Source organism: Lacticaseibacillus hulanensis, from assembly GCF_004010095.1.
GTDB classification, from domain to species: domain Bacteria; phylum Bacillota; class Bacilli; order Lactobacillales; family Lactobacillaceae; genus Lacticaseibacillus; species Lacticaseibacillus hulanensis.
The window spans coordinates 70,527-89,684 of record NZ_RRYD01000012.1; the positions used below are offsets into that span (position 1 = coordinate 70,527).

Consider the following 19,158-nt stretch of genomic DNA (forward strand, 5'->3'; position numbering starts at 1 on the left):
TATGCGCAGATTCACCAAAATGTTAATGGCCTTAGCGCTCAGCGTGATTGCAGTAACGTCACTTGCCGCATGCGCACGGACCACCACCAAGGATTCGTGGCCACGGATCAAGCAGGATAAGAAGGTTGTCGTCGGTCTCGATGATTCCTTTGTCCCAATGGGCTTCCGGGCCAAATCCGGGGCCGTCGTCGGGTACGATATCGACCTAGCGCGGGCCGTCTTCAAAGAATATGGCGTTAAGGTTAGCTTCCAGCCAATCGACTGGTCCATGAAGGAAACCGAGCTGCGGAACCAGACCATTGACCTGATTTGGAACGGGTACTCCGTGACGCCGGATCGCGAGAAGGTTGTTCGCTTCTCCCAGCCATACCTGAAGAACCACCAAATCCTGGTCACTAAGTCCAAGGACAACATCAAGTCCTTTGCTGACATGAAGGGCAAGACGGTCGGTGCCCAGACCGGTTCCAGTGGCGCGGCCGACATCGATGCCCAGCCGGCTAAGCTGAAGAACCTGGTCAAGGGCAAGGAACCAGTGTTGTACGACACCTTTAACGATGCATTCATTGACCTGAACGCCAACCGGATTCAGGGGATTGTGATTGATGAAGTTTACGGCCGTTACTACGTTGCCCACCAGAAGAATCCCGGGGCTTACCGGATTACGGACGGCAACTTCCCGGCTGAATCATTCGCAATTGGGATGCGCAAGAGCGACAAGGTCCTCGCCAGCAAGATTAATGCGGCGTTGGACGACCTAAAGGCAAACGGTGAACTGGCCAAGATTCAAAAGAAGTGGTTCGGTTCAGCGCAACAATAAAGAAAACTGGCTGTGCGTAATCCGCACGGCTTTTTCTTTGGCCAATTACTTCTATAGAGAGGGCTCGTCTACACAGTAAAAAAATCAGTTTCTTGACAAGCAAACTGCGGGAATGTAGCCTGAACGTATAGTCACCACAAAGGGGAGCCGCGTGCTGAGATTGGCCTAGCCTAAACCCTTCGAACCTGTTCGTTAGTACGAGCGTAGGGATTTGTGGAAATGAATATTCCGCTTGGCGGTTTATTTTGCTCTGTGTGGTGCAAAACACAAAGGAGTGACTATTGATGCAAGAAACAAAGTTAAACGTACTGGTGGAAGGCGCCGTCATGGTGGCCTTCGCCGAGGCGTTGGAGTACATTCCCCACACCGTTGGGGTTTCGGCCATTGAGGTGCAGTTCGGATTAATTCCGCTTGTTCTGTACGCGCTGCGCCGTGGCGTCAAGCCGGGGCTCACCGCCGGGCTGGTCTGGGGACTGCTTGACATGGTCCTGCGCGGATTTTCCAGCGGCAGCGTCCTGAACGCTTGGCAGGGGATTCTAGAGTACCCAATTGCCTTTGCGGTTGTCGGGTTAGCCGGATTTGCGGCAGCGGGTCTGGCGGGGGCGCACAGCAAGGGGACGGTCACGGGTTATATCATTCTCGGGACTATTCTCGGCGCGCTGGCCAAGTATTTCTGCCACTTCATTGCCGGGATTATCTACTGGGGCAGTTACGCACCCAAGGGGCAGTCAGCCTGGTTGTACTCATTAATTGTTAATGGTGGATCGGCGGTGGTCTCGACTATCGTGACCGTCTTGGTGCTTGTGGCAATTTACCTGCCGGCACCACAACTTTTCCGGGTCAGCAAATAATAAAAAACAGCCAGTGAAAAGCGCTTTTGCGCTGATCACTGGCTGTTTTAGTATTACATGAAGCTAGCGAGGCCACCGAGAACGGCACCCAAGATGGTAACAATCAACATCATCCACACAACGACCTGTGTGACCTTGGCCATTGTGCTCTTCTTTTTCTTTTCACTCACTGAATTCACAACCTTTGGCTTACTTTCTGAATAAGTCTACCCGTTTTCGCATAATTTCGCAATATGTGTTGCGGCAACCGTACCGTTTACTTAAAGGTTTGCGACTATTGTCGACATACCCGGCCGCGAACGGTAAACTATCATATAGAAAGATTATCGTGATTGGATGAGTGGAGGAATCGGATTGACAGTCGTGGTGCCAATAATTTGGATAGTGATTACCTGCGTTGGCATGGCTATTACCAAGAAATATGGGTGGGGCCGCGTCCCCCTTTATTTCTTGCCGCTTGTGAACCTGAGCATAATTTGGCTCCAGGTGGGGCGGGTGGAGCCAGACTACTTTTTTTTATGCCTCAGCATGGCTGCTGTAAGCGGTATCGTCTGGGCTTTTCTTATCGTTAGCCGCGACGACGATTTGTTATTTAAAAGGTATCTGAGCCAGATGGCGGTTATTTTGGGCTTATTCACCACGATTTGGTGGGTCGGCGCGCTCATCGGCTTTGCATAACGCGATATTTTACGGGGAAAAGTGGGTTTAGCCCCCACCAACCCCCACAATCGAAAATTTGACCGGAAAAGTTGATTTTCCGGTATTTTTTTGCCTATTTTTACGAACGTATGTACTATTTTTATGTTATTAATTTTTTCATTTTGGTAACAAAATGGTTCTTTGGGGTAAATTGTGGTGAGAAGTGGGGGATTGTGGTAATATTAGCACTATGGAAGGGGTGCCGGCCAATGTTCATGGGTGAATATCATCACAATCTGGACGCAAAGGGCCGCCTGATTGTTCCCGCGAAGTTCCGCGAGCAATTGGGGGCTAACTTCGTGTTGACCCGTGGCATGGACGGCTGCCTGTTTGGCTACCCCGACTCAGAATGGCAGGCGCTGCAAACCAAGCTTGCACAACTACCATTAACCAAGAAGGATGCGCGGACCTTTGTTCGCTTCCTGTACTCAGCGGCAACCGAATGTGAACTTGACCGGCAGGGACGCATTAACGTCCCGAAGCCCTTGATGGATCACGCGGGTCTCACCAAGGAATGCGTCCTGGTGGGGGTTGCGAACCGGATTGAAGTTTGGAGCGCGGACCGCTGGAACACATTTGCCGATTCGGCGGCAGAAGATTTTGATGAAATTTCCGAAAATCTAATGGACTTCGGGTTATAAAAATGGAATACACACACGAGACGGTGCTCCTGCACACCGCAGCAAATCAGCTTAATATTCAGCCTGACGGTGTTTACGTGGATGCGACGCTCGGACGCGCAGGCCATACCCAGCAGATTCTAAAGCAACTCACAACCGGTCAGCTGTACGCCTTCGATCAGGACGCCGACGCGATTGCGGCGGTGCGCAAGAACCTGGTGCCATTCCCGGCGAACCTGCACCTGCTCCACACCAACTTCCGCAACATTGCCGATGCGCTGCGCGACGAGGGTGTTACCAGCGTGGATGGGGTGTTATACGACCTCGGGGTTTCCAGTCCCCAGTTTGACGATTCACAGCGCGGGTTTTCGTACCGGTTCGACGCACCACTCGACATGCGCATGGACCAGAGCCAGGAACTGACGGCCCGCACCATCGTCAATGAATGGTCGTTCAACGATTTGGTCCGGATTCTGAACCGCTACGGTGAGGAAAAATTCGCCAAGCAGATTGCCCGCCAAATCGAACGGGCGCGGGCCGAAAAGCCAATCGAGACCACGTTTGAACTGGTTGACCTCATCAAGGCTGGCATTCCCGCCGCGGCGCGCCGGACCGGCGGACACCCCGCGAAGAAGACCTTCCAGGCCCTGCGCGTTGCGGTCAACGACGAACTCGGCGCACTGGAAGATTCACTGACCGATGCCCTGAAGCTGCTGAACGTCGGCGGCCGGATTTCCGTAATCACGTTCCAGTCACTGGAAGATCGCCTCGTGAAGACGATGTTCCGCGAAGTATCATCCCTGCCTGAAGTACCACGTGGCCTGCCGGTATTGCCGGACCACATGCAGGCACCATACAAGCTCATAACCCGTAAGCCGATTTTGCCAACTGACGAAGAGATTGAGCAGAACCACCGTGCGCACAGCGCAAAGCTGCGCGTAATCGAACGAGTGAAGTAGAAAGGTGATGAAGATGGTGGATAACACAGCACGCGCGTTAGACCCCCAGACAACATTACAGCCTCAGCAGAATCCAAAACAGGCTCCGAAAAAACAGGCAGCACCCAGTGTGCAAGTTCAGCCGCAAAAGCACGTTGCGTTCTCGCCAGTTGAACGCCTGCTTGTGTGTGCGATTGGTGTGGCCGTGACGGCAATTGCCATCTTGTGCCTGTTCGCCCAGTTCGGGCTGTCTGGTGCACGGCGCACACTTCAGGACACGCAAGAAAAGATCAGTCAAACTTCGACGCAGATCGATACATATCAGCAATCCGTCAGTGAACTGAGTGATTCAGCTCGCCTGACCGCGTTTGCAAAAGCACATGGGCTGACCGTGATTGAGGGCAGCATCAAGCGGGCGGTCAAATGAGTAAGCGCCGGGGACGAATGTCAGAAAAGCAGATGTTAAGTCGTCTGCGGAGAAACCGCCAGTGGTTCGGGCTATGCCTGATGCTGCTGACGGTTCTTGCGTTGTTTGCGTGTGTATGGAAATACACAGTTATCATCCGTGGCCAAGCGGACGAACATAATTTGACCAAGTCCCGTCTGACGCAGGTGACGCACACGAAGACGGTGCTTGCCCGCCGCGGGGAAATCGTTGACGCCGACGGGAACGCAATTGCGGAGACGGGGAACACGTACACCGTGTACGCAATCATTAAGCACCAGTACGAAGGTGACAAGCGCAAGGTGGTTAAGGATAAGGTAAAAACCGCCCAGACGCTCGCAAAGTACCTGCAGATGTCCGAAACTAAGATACTGGAGCGGCTGACGCCAAGCAGCGCGCGGACAACTCAGGTTGAATTCGGTGGGGCGGGGAGCGGCCTGAATCTGGCCACCAAGCAGTCAATCCAGAAGGAAAAACTGCCGGGGATTCATTTTTCGACCACGCCGGCCCGTCTCTACCCCAACGGAATTTTCGCATCACACGAAATCGGGCGCACCGTCGCGACGACCACCAAGACCGGTTTGACCAAGATTACCGGGACGATGGGACTGGAGAAGTCCTTTAACAGCCTACTCAGCGGTCACAATGGCCAGGAACAATACCAGACGGATAGTTTTCAGTACAAAATTGACGGCACGACCAAGATCATCAAAAAGGCGCAGGATGGCGGCACGGTTTACACCACCATCAACAGCAACCTGCAGAATTACCTCGAAAGCTTGATGACCACGGCACAGGAGAAGTACCAGCCAACCACAATGACGGCCACCATCATGAACGCCAAAACCGGCGCAATTCTGGCTACCAGTCAGCGGCCAACGTATGAGCCAACCACCGGTAGTGGCCTGACCAACATGTGGCGCAGTCTGCTGGTCCAGGACGTGTACGAACCCGGGTCGGTCATGAAGATCATGACGCTTGCTTCCGCCATCAATTCGGGCAACTACAACCCTAACCAGTACTACAAATCCGGTGAGGTGACCGTCGATGGCGCCAAGCTGTACGACTGGAACAAGGCCGGGTGGGGGATGATTCCACTCAGCCAGGCGTTCACGCGTAGTAGTAACGTCGGGATGGTTAAGCTCGAACAGACTATGGGCGCCAAGACGTGGTTGTCTTACCTACACAAGTTTGGGTTCGGCACGAAGACGAACCTGCACCTGCCCGGCGAAAGTGCCGGCCGGATTGCGTACAGCAGCACCCCCGACCAGGCAAGCACCGCGTTTGGGCAAGCCATTAGTGTGACGGTGGCGCAGATGCTGCGGGCGATGTCGGCGGTGGCTGACGGTGGCCGGATGGTCGAACCACGCATTGTGGCCAAGACGGTGTCTGGCAGCGGTAAGGAAACCAAGTACGGCAAGCAGGAATTGGCCAAGGTTGTTTCCGCGGATACGGCAACCCAGGTGCGGCAGGCGATGGTGAAGGTCGTTACTGATCCGAACGGGACCGGTGGCTCATACGCCATCAAGGGCATGGACGTCGGCGTGAAGACCGGTACCGCCCAGATTTCGGGGAGTCACGGTTACCTGCGTGGATCGCAGAATTACCTGCACAGCGTGGCGGCGATGGTACCAAGCAAGAACCCGAATTACATCGTTTACCTCACAATGAAGCAGCCGAAGATCACCGACGGGAAGAGCGCCAACGACGTGCTGGCGACAATCTTCAAGCCACTCATCAAGCGCGCGATTGCCCTTGAGAGTAACGCCACCTCAAGTGTCGGGACCACCATGAACACGGTCGGGGATTTTGAAGGCAAAAACCAAAATGAGGTCAAAAACGAACTGCAAAAGGCCGGGTTTAAGGTCGCAGTTGTGGGCACGGGCAACGAGGTTGTCCAGCAATTGCCGACAGCAAATCAGCAGGCAATGGCAGGCAGTCGGGTGATCCTGATGACTAACGGGGCGATGACAATGCCGTCAGTTAGTGGTTGGGGCAAGTCGGATGTGTTAAAATTGGCCCAGATTACCGGTGTGAAGTTTAAGCTGAAGGGTGAAGGTTATGCCTCCGCCCAGACGCTGAAAGCTGGCTCACTAATTACGGGCGACGGGGTAACCGTTACCTTTACAAGCAAATAGAAATTGAGGTTTTTTCGATGCAGTTAGCACACATTCTAATTCCGTTCGTGTCGGCTTTTGCCATCACGTCGCTGATTCTTCCGTTTTTCATCATGTACATGCGCGCGAAAAAGGAAGGCCAGATGATTCGTGAGGAAGGGCCGAAGTGGCACGAAAAGAAGAGCGGTACACCAACAATGGGTGGCCTGGTATTTATGCTCGGCATCGTTGTCACGGTTTTGTGGTACGGCAGTTGGCAGCACCACCTAACCACCTCGGCGCTCATGGCGCTGTTCATCCTGATTCTCTACGGGGCACTGGGTTTTTCCGATGACTTCGTGAAGGTCAGTCTTAAGCGCAACTTGGGATTGCGGGCATGGCAGAAACTGCTGGGGCAACTCATTGGTGCCGGCATCTTCCTGTTTGTCTTCTTCCGTGAGGGCTTCGCGCCAACGCTGACCATGCCGTTCATCGGGACGGTCAACAGCGTTTGGTTCTACGTCATCTTCGCCGCAATCTGGCTGATTGGCTTCAGTAACGCGGTCAACCTGACCGATGGGTTGGATGGGCTGGTTGCCGGTCAGGCCAGCATCGCCTTTGCCACGTACGGCATTATTGCCGCACAAATGGGCCGCACCGACGTTGAGTTAATCTGTATCGCTGCTGTTGGTGGCCTGCTCGGCTTTTTGATGTTCAACCACAAGCCCGCGCAGATCTTCATGGGTGATGCCGGCAGCCTGGCGCTTGGCGGGATGCTCGCCGCCGTTGCCCTGATGCTTCACCGCGAGTGGTCCCTGCTGCTCATTGGGATCATCTTCGTTTGCGAGACCGCCAGCGTTATGCTGCAGGTGGCTTCGTTCAAGCTGACCGGGAAGCGGATTTTCAAGATGGCCCCAATTCACCACCACTTTGAAATGCTCGGGTGGAGTGAATGGCGCGTTGATATTACTTTTTGGTTGATTGGAATCGCGGCCAGCGCGATTTACCTGCTGGCTTTTTAGCGTAATTGGTTAATAGTTGGTGCTGCGGCGCCAATTTACATATTTTGAAAAAAGAAAAGAGTCTTGTCATGAAAACAATCGGTGATTATCAGAACAAAAAGGTACTCGTATTGGGACTAGCTAAGAGTGGGCTGAACGCAGCACGCTTGTTGCACCGCCTTGGCGCGTACGTGACGGTTAATGATGCCAAGGATTTCCACGAGAATCCCGATGCACAGGCACTCGTCGCCGACGGTATTCGCGTGATTAGCGGGAGCCACCCGGTTGAACTGCTTGATGAGAACTTTGAATTAATGGTCAAAAACCCGGGGATTCCGTACTCGAACCCCATGGTCAAGCGCGCCCAGGAATTGAACATTCCAATCATTACCGAGCCCGAACTGGCATATGAGGTTTCAGAAACAGATTGGGTTGGGGTAACCGGAACCAACGGGAAGACCACGACCACGACGCTGATTGGCCTGATGTTGAACGCTGGTGGTCAGGTTGCGCACGCCGCTGGGAACATTGGGATTCCACTGAGTCAGGTGGCCCAGGACGCAAAGCCAAACGAAACCATTGTGGCCGAACTGTCTAGCTTCCAGTTGATGGGCATCACAAAGCTGCACCCACACGTGGCCGTTTTGACCAACATTTACGAGGCACACCTTGATTACCACGGTAGCCGGGAGAATTACGTCAACGCGAAGATGCGCATTACCATGAACCAGACCGCAGACGACTACTTCGTGATGAACTGGGACCTGGCGGAGATGCACGATTTGGCCAAGCGCTCCAAGGCCCAGATTGTGCCATTTTCACGCAAGGGCGCCGCGGGTGCACGGGCAGCCCTCATTGATGGCCAGCTCTCTTTTGACGGCGATGCAATCATGCCGGCTTCTGACCTCAAGATTCCTGGGGACCACAACGTTGAAAACGCGCTGGCTGCCATTGCGGTGGCAAAACTGCACGGGGTCAGCGATGAGGCAATTGTTAGCGTCCTGAGCAGCTTCACCGGGGTTAAGCACCGGATTCAGTACGTAACGACCATTAACGGCCGGCGCTTCTACAACGACAGTAAGGCTACGAACGTTGAGGCGGCCAGCGTTGCCATCACCGCGTTCAAGGACCCAGAAGTACTGATTGCCGGTGGCCTCGACCGTAAGTTGCCAATGGACGACCTAGTTCCGCTGATGCAAAAGCACGTTAAGGCCCTGGTCACATACGGTGAGACCGCTGATCTGATGGTGCAGGCGGCTAAGGATGCCGGCATCAAGGACATCACCAAGGTGGACAATCTGAACGAAGCGGTCCCCGCGGCTTACGCGGCAAGTGCAGAAGGTGACGTGGTTTTGCTGTCACCAGCAGCCGCTAGCTGGGACCAGTTCAACACCTTTGAAGAACGTGGCGATTTGTTTATTGCCGACGTTGAGAAATTGAAGTAACCACTGCGGAGTATTCGCAGCGGTGTAAATGGAGGATTTTATTATGCGCATTCTAGTCTCAGGCGGCGGCACCGGCGGGCACATCTATCCCGCCCTCGCATTGCTTGATCGACTGCAAGAAACTGGCGAGCTGGACGCCGCCCTGTACGTGGGGACCGAGCGTGGACTCGAATCACGCATCGTCCCGAAGCACGGCGTGGATTTTGCCACGGTGAACATTCAGGGCTTTAGTCGCCGGCTTAGTTTTTCCGGCCTGACCACCAACGTCAAAACGGTACGGATGTTCCTTGCCAGTGTGGGCCGCGCAAAGCAGATTCTCACTGACTTCAAACCGGACGTCGTCGTTGGTACCGGGGGCTACGTTTCGGGCGCGACACTCTACGCCGCCAGCCGGATGCACATCCCAACGGTCATTCACGAATCCAACTCGGTGGCGGGGGTGACAAACAAGTTCTTGGCACACTTCGTCACGAAGATTGCCATCAGCTTCAATGACGTTGCCTCAGCGTTTCCGGCAAGTAAAACCGTGCTCACTGGTAACCCGCGGGCCCAGCAGGTCGCGGGCCTGAAGCCTAACGACCAGCTTGCCGAATACCACCTGGACCCGAAGAAGCGCACCGTGCTTATCTTCGGGGGCTCCCGGGGGGCACCACGGCTGAACAAGGCCGCAATCGCCGGGATGTCAACCTTTGCTAAGGGTGACTACCAAGTGCTCTTTGCAACGGGGACGACCCATTACGATAACGTTCTGGCCCAGGTCAAGGACGTGCCGGCCAACGTCGCGATTGTGCCGTACATCGACCACATGGAGAAGGTGCTCCCGGATGTCGCGCTGCTCGTCAGTCGCAGTGGGGCCACAACCCTAGCCGAAATGACGGCGTTGGGCTTACCAGCGGTGCTGGTGCCAAGTCCGAACGTGACTCACAACCACCAATTCCACAACGCGGACAGTCTCGCCAAGGCGGGGGCCGCGGTTGTGATTGAGGAACCAAACCTTGATGCCCAGTTCACGACGACGGTTAACGAATTGATGGGCGATGCGGGCCACCTGAACGGGATGGCCGCAGCCTCCAAGAAGTTGGGGGTTCCGGACGCAACGGACCGCTTGATTCAGGTGCTGCGGGACGCAATGAACGCTAAGTAAATGACTTTTGTAGTTAACTGCTGCTGAAAGGAGGACGGCGATGGCTGATTCGAAAACTTCCGCAAACCCAGATCAGAGCGCGGGTGTCAAACCACGGTATGTGCACGAACCACTGCCCAAGCCGCTTCCAAACGTTCAGCACATCCGTCACCGGCGGAATTTGCGCAACCTGATTCTAATCACACTACCACTGCTGATTATCGCCGGTGCCGCGGGTTACATGGCCTCGCCGTGGTCGAAGGTGGCGGACATTACGGTGAAGGGTACGCAGGTCGTGGCCAATCAGGATGTGATTGATGCAACCAAAATGACCACTAAAACATATATTCCGGCAGTGGTATTGAATCATAAAACCATCGCCAAACAGGTGCAATCCACTATTCCGGCGCTCAAAACAGTGGCGGTTAAGGTGGAGGGTGCACGTGATATAACGCTCAAGGTTTCAGAATTTACCACTGTTGGTTATGTAAGCAAAGACGGTAGCAATCACGCAGTATTAAGTAACGGTACAATTTTGCGGCGCGAAAGTGCGCAGCCGGAGCAAGGTTTACCATTGTTCACTGGCTTCAATCAGGACCTGAAGAGCATTATCGAGGAAGTGGCCAAGGTTCCACCGGCCATTCGTCAGGATATTTCGGAGGTCAGCGCTACCCGCGGCAATGGGAACCCATATCAGGTCACGTTAACCATGAACGACGGTAACACGGTCGTTGCGGACTCGCGCACCCTGGCCAAAAAAATCAAATATTATCCCAATATTGTCGGCCAAGTTAAGGGCAAAGGGACAGTCGATTTAGAGGTTGGGGCCTATTTTGAGCCGAAAAGCAGAAAATAACGCGAAAAGCTAAGAAAAGGACATGGATAGCGTACGCTTTCTTTTTCTAATGTGGTAAACTCAAAATTGTATTAATAATAAATATTGCACATAAAAACGTTAATAACGTCAAACATAAGGAGGTCCAGACACATGGGTAATCAAGACATATATGTCGGTCTTGATATCGGGACCACTTCAATTAAAGTGATTGCTGCCGAAATAACGGCTGGCCAGCTGAGTGTCATCGGAGTTGGCAGTCAACGTGCGGACGGAATGTCACGCGGAGTGATTGTCGATATCGATAAAACTGCCGCGACAATTCGGGCTGCGGCTCAGCAAGCCGCCGATAAAACCGGGATTACGATCCATAACGTGGTTGTGGGGGTGCCCGCAAGCTTACTCCAGATTGAACAAGTTTCCGGAATGATTGCCGTTGGTGATACGAGCAAAGAAATCACCGCTGACGATGTGCGCAACGTTGCCAGCACCGCACTCACCCGCAACTTGCCACCGGAGCGGACCGTGCTTAGCCTAACGCCCGATGAGTTCGTCGTGGATGGCTTCGATGGCATTAATGATCCACGCGGCATGATTGGGGTTCGGCTCGAGATGCACGGCCTGCTGTTCACGGTACCCAAGACGGTGCTCCACAACTTGCGGCGCGCGGTTGAAAAGGCCGGGCTAGCGGTGGAGATGTTCATCGCGGCACCACAAGCACTGGGTGAATACATTCTGTCCGACGGTGAAAAGGACTTTGGCACGGTTGTCATTGACCTTGGGGGCGGCCAAAGTACCGCCGCTGTCATTCACGACCGGAAGCTCAAGTTCACCACGACTGACCTTGAGGGTGGCGAGTACGTCACGAAGGACATCTCGGTCGTGCTCAACACCAGTTTCCCCGATGCGGAGCGCCTGAAGCGTGAGTACGGGACAGCGGACACGATGAGCGCCAGTGAGGAACAAACCTTCCCCGTGACGGTGGTGGGCAAATCCACGCCGGTCACAATTTCGGAAAAGTACCTGGCCGAGATTATTGAGGCACGTTTGGCCCAGATTTTCACCAGGTTGAACGACGCGCTGGATTCAGCGCACGCGTTAGACTTGCCGGGCGGAATTGTGATTACCGGTGGGGATGCCGCCATGCCTGGGGTTAGCGCCCTGGCTGATGATATCTTCGGCCGCCAAGTAAAACTTTACGTCCCAAGTGAAGTTGGGTTGCGCCATCCCGCGTTCACCCAGGCCCTGGCGCTCGTGCACACCGCCGCCAATCTGAGCGATATTAACCGGATTGTGGCTTCTGCACTGAAGTCTGGTCCGGTAGCAGCTCCGGAAAAGCCCAAAGCTGCTCCTGTGGCGGCCGCGGAAGAAACGCGGCAAGTGCCAGATGATGATAATGACGATAACGAACCTGCCAAGAAGAAGGAACCATTCTTTAAACGCTTCTTTGGCACATTCTTTGATTAAATAATCCCCGATTAGGAGGAACTAAGATGGAATTCTCACTTGATCCACAAAACGACACGGGAGCAGTAATTAAGGTCATTGGGGTCGGCGGTGCTGGCGGTAACGCTGTGAACCGCATGATTGCCGAAGACGTTAAGGGCGTTGAGTTTATCGTTGCGAACACCGACGTTCAGGCCCTCTCAAGCTCCAAGGCAGAAACCAAGATTCAGCTTGGCCCGAAACTCACACGCGGCCTTGGTGCTGGTTCAACACCTGAAATCGGCCAGAAAGCAGCCGAAGAAAGCGAAGAAGCAATCGCCGATGCACTGCAGGGTGCAGACATGATTTTCGTCACCTGTGGGATGGGTGGTGGTACCGGTACTGGTGCCGCTCCAGTTGTTGCCAAGGTCGCAAAAGACCAGGGCGCACTGACTGTTGGGGTTGTCACCAAGCCATTCACGTTTGAAGGCCCAAAGCGCGGCAAGAACGCCACTGAGGGGATTGCTTCCCTCAAGGAACACGTTGACACGCTGGTTATCATTGCCAACAACCGTCTGCTCGAAATCGTTGACAAGAAGACGCCAATGCTCGAAGCCTTCAAGGCCGCGGACAACGTTTTGCGTCAGGGTGTCCAGGGAATCTCTGATTTGATTACGAGCCCAGGCTACGTCAACTTGGACTTTGCTGACGTGAAGACGGTCATGGCCAACCAGGGTAGCGCCCTGATGGGGATTGGTTCCGCAACCGGTGAGAACCGGACGGTGGAAGCAACCAAGAAGGCTATTTCCTCACCACTGCTTGAAGTCGCAATCGATGGTGCTAAGCAGGTTCTGCTGAACATCACCGGTGGCCCAGACCTGTCACTGTTCGAAGCTCAAGACGCTTCTGAAATTGTGACCCAGGCCGCAACGACCGACGTTAACATCATCTTCGGGACCTCAATCAACGAAGATCTGGGCGACGAAGTGGTTGTTACGGTTATCGCGACCGGGCTTGATTCCACCCCAGCAAAGGGTGAAAGCCGGCAGACCAGCGCCCGCCCAGCAGCTGACGCAAAGCGGTCCGCTGCCAGTGACCCATTCGTTGACTGGGACATGCGGCGTGACCCTGAACAGAAGGCAACGCGGCCAGCAGACGATGAGCTGGATAACGCCAAGAAGACTGAGTTCGATGTTTTTGAGAGCCAAGCAAAGACAGCTAGTGAGAACGACGATGACCAGCCACCATTCTTCAAGCGTCGTCGTCAGTAGACTGACGGAGGTGACCACTTATGAGTAAACTTGGAAATGCATTTGGTAAGTTCTTCGACATGAATGACGCCGAAGAGGACTACGATGAAGAAGTCGAACCAGCTGCAACCGAAGCAGAAGCGCAGCCAGCGCCAGCTCAACCTGCCCGCAGCAGCGTGGCGCCGAACCGCAGCAATGTGGTTTCGATGAACCAAACTGCGGCGAAGGGTGCGAAGATTGAACTGTACGAACCACGCATCTACTCTGATGCGAAGGAAATCGGCCGGAACCTGCTTGGCGACACCGCCGTGCTCGTGAACTTCACGCACCTTGAAGGCGAGGACGCAAAGCGCATCGTCGACTTCATGACGGGTGTGGTGTTCGCGGTTAACGGTGAAATCAAGCGCGTCGGTGACCGAATTTTCCTGGTGACGCCAGCGAACTTCGAAGTTAGTGGTACGCTCGCCAGCAAACTGCAAGACGACCTGAACATTGACGATTTAAACTAGGGGGCCACCACCGAGTGTATATTATTTACCGGATTATCATGTTGCTGATTCAAATCGAGCAGGCGGCAATCCTGGTCGAGGCGATTCTGTCCTGGATTCAGATTGACCAGTTGCGGGGCGTGTATGAGTTCTGCCAGCGGATTACCGCGCCGCTGATGAATCCGATTCGCCGGGTAATGCCGATTATTGCGGGGCTGGATTTCTCCCCAGTGGTTGCACTGGTTCTGCTCGGGTTCGTTAGCAAGGCTGTCTCGTACATTTTCATTGGAATGATGTACTGATGCAAGCTGGAGCAATGCACGGGGTGCGCCCCGCAGAGCAGCCGCTCATTGACCGCCTGCGCGAAATGGCTAATCAGGCAGATGGCGAGTACCGGCCCGTGTTAACGAGCTTCTTGAATCCCCGTCAGCGGGTGCTGGCCGAAATGGTGGGCGCTAAGGCCGGCGTGACCGTGCACGGCAATGGCGGATTTACGAACGCGGAAATGCAGCGCGTGCTTTTTGCCCCGGACTATTTTGTCCCCGAGGCAAGTGATTATGCGGTCACGGTGCTGGAATGTCAGTATCCAGCCAAGTTCACCACGCTTCACCACAGCACAATTCTGGGGAGCATGGTGCACCATGGCTTAGACCGGTCGGTGTTTGGCGACATCATCACTCAAGATGGTCGCTGGCAGCTGGCGGTGTCCGCGCCGCTTACGGATTTTATCGCGATGAACGTGACACAAATCGGCAAGACCAAGGTGCAGTGGCAAGCGGTATCGGCAGCGGACATTTTGCGAGTGCACGTGCCGTTTCGGGATTTGGTGACGGTGGTCAGCGCCATTCGGGTTGACGCCATCGTGGCGGCGGGCTTTAACCTGGCCCGCAGTCAGGTCAAGGAACTGGTTTCTAGCGGCGACATTCAGATTAATTGGCTGAGCGAGCGACGCGGAGATGCGCAATTGGTGCCTGGTGACATGGTTTCCGTCCGTGGACATGGACGGGTTCAATTAGTTGATATTTTGGGAATTACGGCAAAAGACCGTTGGCGGGTGGCCCTGAAGGTGCTCGTCAAATGAAAATAAACTATGCGCGGCAGCAAGGACTCGCAGCATAGATTGGAGGATGACGATGCTTACGCCACTAGATATTCGTGATAAAACTTTCAACGTCAAAATGCGTGGTTACGACCAGGATCAGGTCAATGATTTTTTGGACCAGATTATCGCTGACTACGAGGCTGTGCTGAAGGAAAAAGACAGCATGGCTGAAGAACTGAAGACGACCAAGGAACAGGTCAAGCACTACGAAGGCATGAAGGATGCGATGAACCAATCCATCATTGTTGCCCAAGAAGCAGCTGACCGTGTTCGTTCTGCTGCTGAAGCGGAAGCAGCGGAAGTCCGTCAGCAGGCTCAAGACGATGCTGAAAGCGTGCTGAACGATGCTCACGCCAAGAGTGAGGATGTTCTCACCCAGGCCGATGACCGTTCACGCCAGCTCGCACTGCAGACTGAAGATTTGCGCCAAAACGCAAAGCAGTTCCGGGACCACTTGGTACTGTTGCTCCAGGCAGAGCTGGAAACAGTTAAGGGAGCAGAGTGGAGCGCGGCAGTTGACCACGAACCGTTCGAACCCGTTCAGACTGACGAAGATGCGGCGGATGACGCAGAAAAAACGGCTGATGTTGCAAAAGACCTTGACACAGACGGGGTAGATTCAGTAAACTCTGGTGCAGAGGATGCGCCTGCAGAAGATGCAGAAGATGCAACAGAAGCAGACGACGCAGCTTCAACCGGAGCGGACACCAAGGACGAAGACTACACAGAAATCGTCTTTCCTGATGCCCCAATTTCAAAGGATTAATACAACATTCCGTTGAGGAACACGCGTTAACGCCCAAGCTTATTTGCAGCGACCCGATGTTTGGTGCAAGTTCGGGAATAAGCCAGCGTTAATATCAGTTCTGAGCACCGGTTCGATACATAGGGCCGGACGGTTGGTGTCCGTTACAACGCCGAATGAGGGGAACTAGTTTCCTGAATTTAGGTGGTACCACGATGGAAGTCGTCCTAATAATTTTATTAGGGCGGCTTTTTTTATGGTTAAAAACTGCGATTCAAAGCCGCAAATATTTGTGGTGTAAAAAAGAAAGAAGGAAAAACATGAAGGTCAAAGATACTTTGAACCTCGCCAAGACTGATTTTCCAATGCGTGCTGGTTTGCCAAACCGCGAACCAGTTTGGGAAAAAGCCTGGGAAGATAACAAGGTTTACGAAAAGCGCCAGAAGTTGAACGAAGGCAAGCCTAGCTTCATTCTTCACGATGGCCCTCCATTTGCCAACGGAAACATCCACATGGGCCACGCCCTGAACAAGGTCACGAAGGACATCATCGTGCGCTACAAGTCCATGAATGGTTTCTACTCACCTTACGTCCCTGGCTGGGATACACACGGTCTGCCAATCGAACAGCAGTTGGCGAAAAAGGGTGTGCACCGTAAGGAAATGGACATGGTCACCTACCGTCAGATGTGCCGTGACTTCGCGCTGAAGGAAATCGACAAGCAGCGGAAGGACTTCAAGCGGCTCGGGGTTTCCGGCGATTGGGATCACCCATACATCACGCTCCAGAAGGAATTCGAAGCCGAAGAAATTCGCGTGTTCGGGAAGATGGCCGAGAAGGGCTACATCTACCACGGCCTGAAGCCAGTTTACTGGTCATGGTCCTCCGAATCCACGCTTGCTGAAGCCGAAATCGAATACAAGGACGTTAAGTCACCATCAATCTACGTTGCCTTCCCCGTTAAGGACGGCAAGGGGATTGTTGACCAGGACGCACGGTTCATTATCTGGACCACCACGCCTTGGACCATTCCTGCTAACCAGGGGATTGCGGTTAACCCCCGCTTCAATTACGTGCAGGTACTCGTAAACGGCGAGAAGTTCGTTGTGGCCGAAGACATGCTCAGTAGCGTCTCCGCAGCACTCGACTGGAAGGACGTTCAAGTTCAGAAGACGTTCAAGGGTAGCGACATGGACCGGATGGTTGCCAGCCACCCACTTTACGGTCGCGATAGTCTTGTTATCAACGCCGACCACGTTACGCTCGATGCTGGTACCGGTTTGGTTCACACCGCTCCTGGTCATGGTGAAGATGACTACAAGGCCGGCATCAAGTACGGTCTGCCCGTTGAATCCGTCCTGGATGAACACGGGGTCATGAACGAGAACGCCCCTGGTTTCGAGGGTGTCTTCTACGACAAGGCCAACAAGATGGTCACTGCCGCACTGACGGAAAAGAAGGCCCTGCTCAAGCTCGACTTCTTTACCCACAGTTACCCACACGACTGGCGCACCAAAAAGCCGGTTGTGTTCCGGGCAACGACGCAGTGGTTTGCATCCGTTGACGCTTTCCGCCAGCAGATTCTTGACCAGATTGAAAAGGTTAACTTCAAGCCAGCTTGGGGTAAGACACGTCTCTACAACATGATTCGCGACCGCGGTGACTGGGTAATTTCCCGTCAGCGTGCATGGGGTGTTCCACTGCCAATCTTCTACGCTGAAGATGGCACACCAATCATGGAAAAGGCGACGATTGACCACGTTGCGGATCTGTTCGCTGAACATGGTTCCAACTACTGGTTCGAAAAGGACGCCAAGGACCTGCTTCCTGAAGGCTACACGAACGAACACAGCCCGCACGGTGAATTCACTAAGGAAACCGACATCATGGATGTTTGGTTCGACTCAGGTTCATCTCACCAGGCAGTACTTGCACAGCGTCCAGAACTGCGTTACCCAGCAGACCTTTACCTTGAAGGTTCTGACCAGTACCGTGGTTGGTTCAACAGTTCCCTGATCACGGCGGTTGCCGCAACGGGGATTGCACCATACAAGGGTATCTTGTCCCAAGGCTTTACCCTTGACGGTAAGGGCCAGAAGATGAGTAAGTCCCTCGGGAACACCATTGTTCCGGACACCATCGAAAAGCAGTTCGGTGCTGAAATCATCCGGCTGTGGGTTGCCACCGTCGATGCCAGCTCCGACGTGCGTGTTTCCGTGGATAACTTCGCCCAGACCAGTGAGGCTTACCGCAAGATTCGCAACACGATGCGGTTCATGCTCGCCAACACGAGCGACTTTGACCCAGAAAAGAACGCAGTTGCTTACGGCGACCTCGGTGCCGTTGACAAGTACATGCTTGTTCGGTTGAACGAAGTCATCAAGGGTGTTCTTGCGGACTATGAGGCATACGATTTTGCCGCCGTTGACAAGGCCATTAGCACGTTCCTCGTCAGCGACCTGTCCGCATTCTACCTTGATTTTGCCAAGGACGTTGTGTACATCGAAGCAGCTGATGACATCAAGCGTCGGCGGATGCAGACGGTGATGTTCAAGTCACTCGTTGCACTCACGAAGCTCCTCCTGCCAATCCTGCCACACACCGCTGAAGAAATCTGGCCATACCTGCACCAGAGCGAAGAGTTCGCTTACTTGTCCAACATGCCTGTTGCCGAAGAATTGCCTGAAGCAGCTGACCTGAAGTCCAAGTGGTCCGCATTCCTTGCATTCCGGAGCGAAGTCCAGAAGGCCCTTGAAGAAGCGCGCAACGCCAAGGTTATCGGTAAGTCGCTGGAAGCTGCAGTGACGGTTTACCCAACCGCAGAACTGAGCGCACTTCTTGCAGAGCTTGACGGCCAGGCTGACCTGAAGCAGTTGCTGATTGTTTCCGCCCTCGACGTTCAGGCAGCAGGGACCAAGGCGCCTGCTGATGCAGCTGAATTCGCCGATGGTGCGATTGTTGTTCAGCATGCTGAAGGCACGGTTTGTGACCGTTGCCGGATGACCCGGACCGATGTTGGCACTGATGCAGCATTCCCAATGCTTTGCGAACGTTGTGCGAAGATTGTCCGCACAAGCTTCCCCGAAGCAGTTGAAACCGGCCTCGAAGTAAAGGCAAAGAAGTAGTCACCAAGATCCCCGCAAGCCTCGTGCTTGCGGGGATTTTCTTTAATGGCTGACGCTGTCCTAGCATCGGTGGGGTGGCTCCGCGCTCCGGGGTTTGGCCTCCGGGTCCGGGCTGGGCCTCGGGTGTGCTTCGCCGTGGTCGCTGTGGCGGTC

The 19,158-nt window shown here is 54.1% G+C and carries 19 protein-coding genes and 1 riboswitch; of the genes, 18 read left to right on the top strand and 1 reads right to left on the bottom strand.

All coding sequences use genetic code 11. From position 1 onward, the window contains the following. The first annotated feature begins 1 nt into the window (after window position 1). Both EKN00_RS04120 and thiT read left to right on the top strand, forming a co-directional pair. Entirely contained in the window at window positions 2-817 is an 816-nt protein-coding gene (locus tag EKN00_RS04120) for an amino acid ABC transporter substrate-binding protein (protein WP_127848877.1), read from the top strand. Between the two features lie 130 nt (window positions 818-947). Continuing rightward, window positions 948-1,045, top strand: a riboswitch (TPP riboswitch). A 53-nt stretch (window positions 1,046-1,098) separates the two neighbouring features. After that, complete coding sequence (gene thiT, locus EKN00_RS04125) at window positions 1,099-1,668, top strand: energy-coupled thiamine transporter ThiT (protein WP_206611260.1); 570 nt, start codon at window positions 1,099-1,101, stop codon at window positions 1,666-1,668. Window positions 1,669-1,721: 53 nt separating this feature from the next. Here thiT and EKN00_RS04130 read toward each other — a convergent pair whose 3' ends face one another. Then, complete coding sequence (locus EKN00_RS04130) at window positions 1,722-1,838, bottom strand: DUF4044 domain-containing protein (protein ID WP_127848879.1); 117 nt, start codon at window positions 1,836-1,838, stop codon at window positions 1,722-1,724. A gap of 184 nt (window positions 1,839-2,022) precedes the next feature. Here EKN00_RS04130 and EKN00_RS04135 point away from each other — a divergent pair, with 184 nt between their 5' ends. From EKN00_RS04135 to ileS, 16 genes are all read left to right on the top strand, one after another. Beyond that, window positions 2,023-2,346, top strand: a complete 324-nt coding sequence (locus tag EKN00_RS04135) for a hypothetical protein (protein WP_127848880.1) — start codon at window positions 2,023-2,025, stop codon at window positions 2,344-2,346. A 230-nt stretch (window positions 2,347-2,576) separates the two neighbouring features. Beyond that, entirely contained in the window at window positions 2,577-3,008 is a 432-nt protein-coding gene (gene mraZ / locus EKN00_RS04140) for a division/cell wall cluster transcriptional repressor MraZ (RefSeq protein WP_127848881.1), read from the top strand. A gap of 2 nt (window positions 3,009-3,010) precedes the next feature. Next, window positions 3,011-3,946 (top strand): 16S rRNA (cytosine(1402)-N(4))-methyltransferase RsmH, encoded by a 936-nt coding sequence (gene rsmH / locus EKN00_RS04145; RefSeq protein WP_127848882.1) that lies wholly within the window; start codon window positions 3,011-3,013, stop codon window positions 3,944-3,946. Between the two features lie 13 nt (window positions 3,947-3,959). Then, window positions 3,960-4,352, top strand: a complete 393-nt coding sequence (locus tag EKN00_RS04150; RefSeq protein WP_127848883.1) for a cell division protein FtsL — start codon at window positions 3,960-3,962, stop codon at window positions 4,350-4,352. A gap of 17 nt (window positions 4,353-4,369) precedes the next feature. After that, window positions 4,370-6,508 (top strand): penicillin-binding transpeptidase domain-containing protein, encoded by a 2,139-nt coding sequence (locus tag EKN00_RS04155; RefSeq protein ID WP_127848884.1) that lies wholly within the window; start codon window positions 4,370-4,372, stop codon window positions 6,506-6,508. A 17-nt stretch (window positions 6,509-6,525) separates the two neighbouring features. Next, window positions 6,526-7,488, top strand: a complete 963-nt coding sequence (gene mraY / locus EKN00_RS04160; RefSeq protein ID WP_127848885.1) for a phospho-N-acetylmuramoyl-pentapeptide-transferase — start codon at window positions 6,526-6,528, stop codon at window positions 7,486-7,488. Window positions 7,489-7,556: 68 nt separating this feature from the next. Next, entirely contained in the window at window positions 7,557-8,912 is a 1,356-nt protein-coding gene (murD, locus tag EKN00_RS04165) for a UDP-N-acetylmuramoyl-L-alanine--D-glutamate ligase (RefSeq protein ID WP_127848886.1), read from the top strand. Between the two features lie 43 nt (window positions 8,913-8,955). Beyond that, the gene (murG, locus tag EKN00_RS04170; RefSeq protein WP_127848887.1) at window positions 8,956-10,056 is read left to right on the top strand and encodes an undecaprenyldiphospho-muramoylpentapeptide beta-N-acetylglucosaminyltransferase; all 1,101 of its coding nucleotides are present in this window, start codon (window positions 8,956-8,958) and stop codon (window positions 10,054-10,056) included. A gap of 40 nt (window positions 10,057-10,096) precedes the next feature. After that, complete coding sequence (locus EKN00_RS04175; protein WP_127848888.1) at window positions 10,097-10,891, top strand: cell division protein FtsQ/DivIB; 795 nt, start codon at window positions 10,097-10,099, stop codon at window positions 10,889-10,891. A gap of 132 nt (window positions 10,892-11,023) precedes the next feature. Further along, window positions 11,024-12,337, top strand: coding sequence for a cell division protein FtsA (gene ftsA / locus EKN00_RS04180; RefSeq protein ID WP_127848889.1), 1,314 nt, complete (start codon window positions 11,024-11,026; stop codon window positions 12,335-12,337). 26 nt (window positions 12,338-12,363) lie between these two features. Then, window positions 12,364-13,566 (top strand): cell division protein FtsZ, encoded by a 1,203-nt coding sequence (gene ftsZ, locus EKN00_RS04185; RefSeq protein WP_127848890.1) that lies wholly within the window; start codon window positions 12,364-12,366, stop codon window positions 13,564-13,566. 20 nt (window positions 13,567-13,586) lie between these two features. Further along, window positions 13,587-14,054: a cell division protein SepF gene (locus EKN00_RS04190; RefSeq protein WP_127848891.1), complete on the top strand. Its 468-nt coding sequence runs from the start codon at window positions 13,587-13,589 to the stop codon at window positions 14,052-14,054. Window positions 14,055-14,068: 14 nt separating this feature from the next. Next, window positions 14,069-14,335, top strand: coding sequence for a YggT family protein (locus EKN00_RS04195; RefSeq protein WP_127848892.1), 267 nt, complete (start codon window positions 14,069-14,071; stop codon window positions 14,333-14,335). Then, window positions 14,335-15,114 carry a YlmH family RNA-binding protein gene (locus EKN00_RS04200; protein WP_127848893.1) on the top strand — a complete coding sequence of 260 codons (780 nt, stop codon included), beginning with the start codon at window positions 14,335-14,337 and terminating at the stop codon, window positions 15,112-15,114. Before EKN00_RS04195 ends, EKN00_RS04200 begins: the two co-directional genes overlap by 1 nt. 52 nt (window positions 15,115-15,166) lie before the next feature. Continuing rightward, window positions 15,167-15,901, top strand: coding sequence for a DivIVA domain-containing protein (locus EKN00_RS04205; protein WP_164848019.1), 735 nt, complete (start codon window positions 15,167-15,169; stop codon window positions 15,899-15,901). A 299-nt stretch (window positions 15,902-16,200) separates the two neighbouring features. Beyond that, window positions 16,201-19,005, top strand: coding sequence for an isoleucine--tRNA ligase (gene ileS, locus EKN00_RS04210; RefSeq protein ID WP_127848895.1), 2,805 nt, complete (start codon window positions 16,201-16,203; stop codon window positions 19,003-19,005). Window positions 19,006-19,158 lie beyond the last annotated feature (153 nt).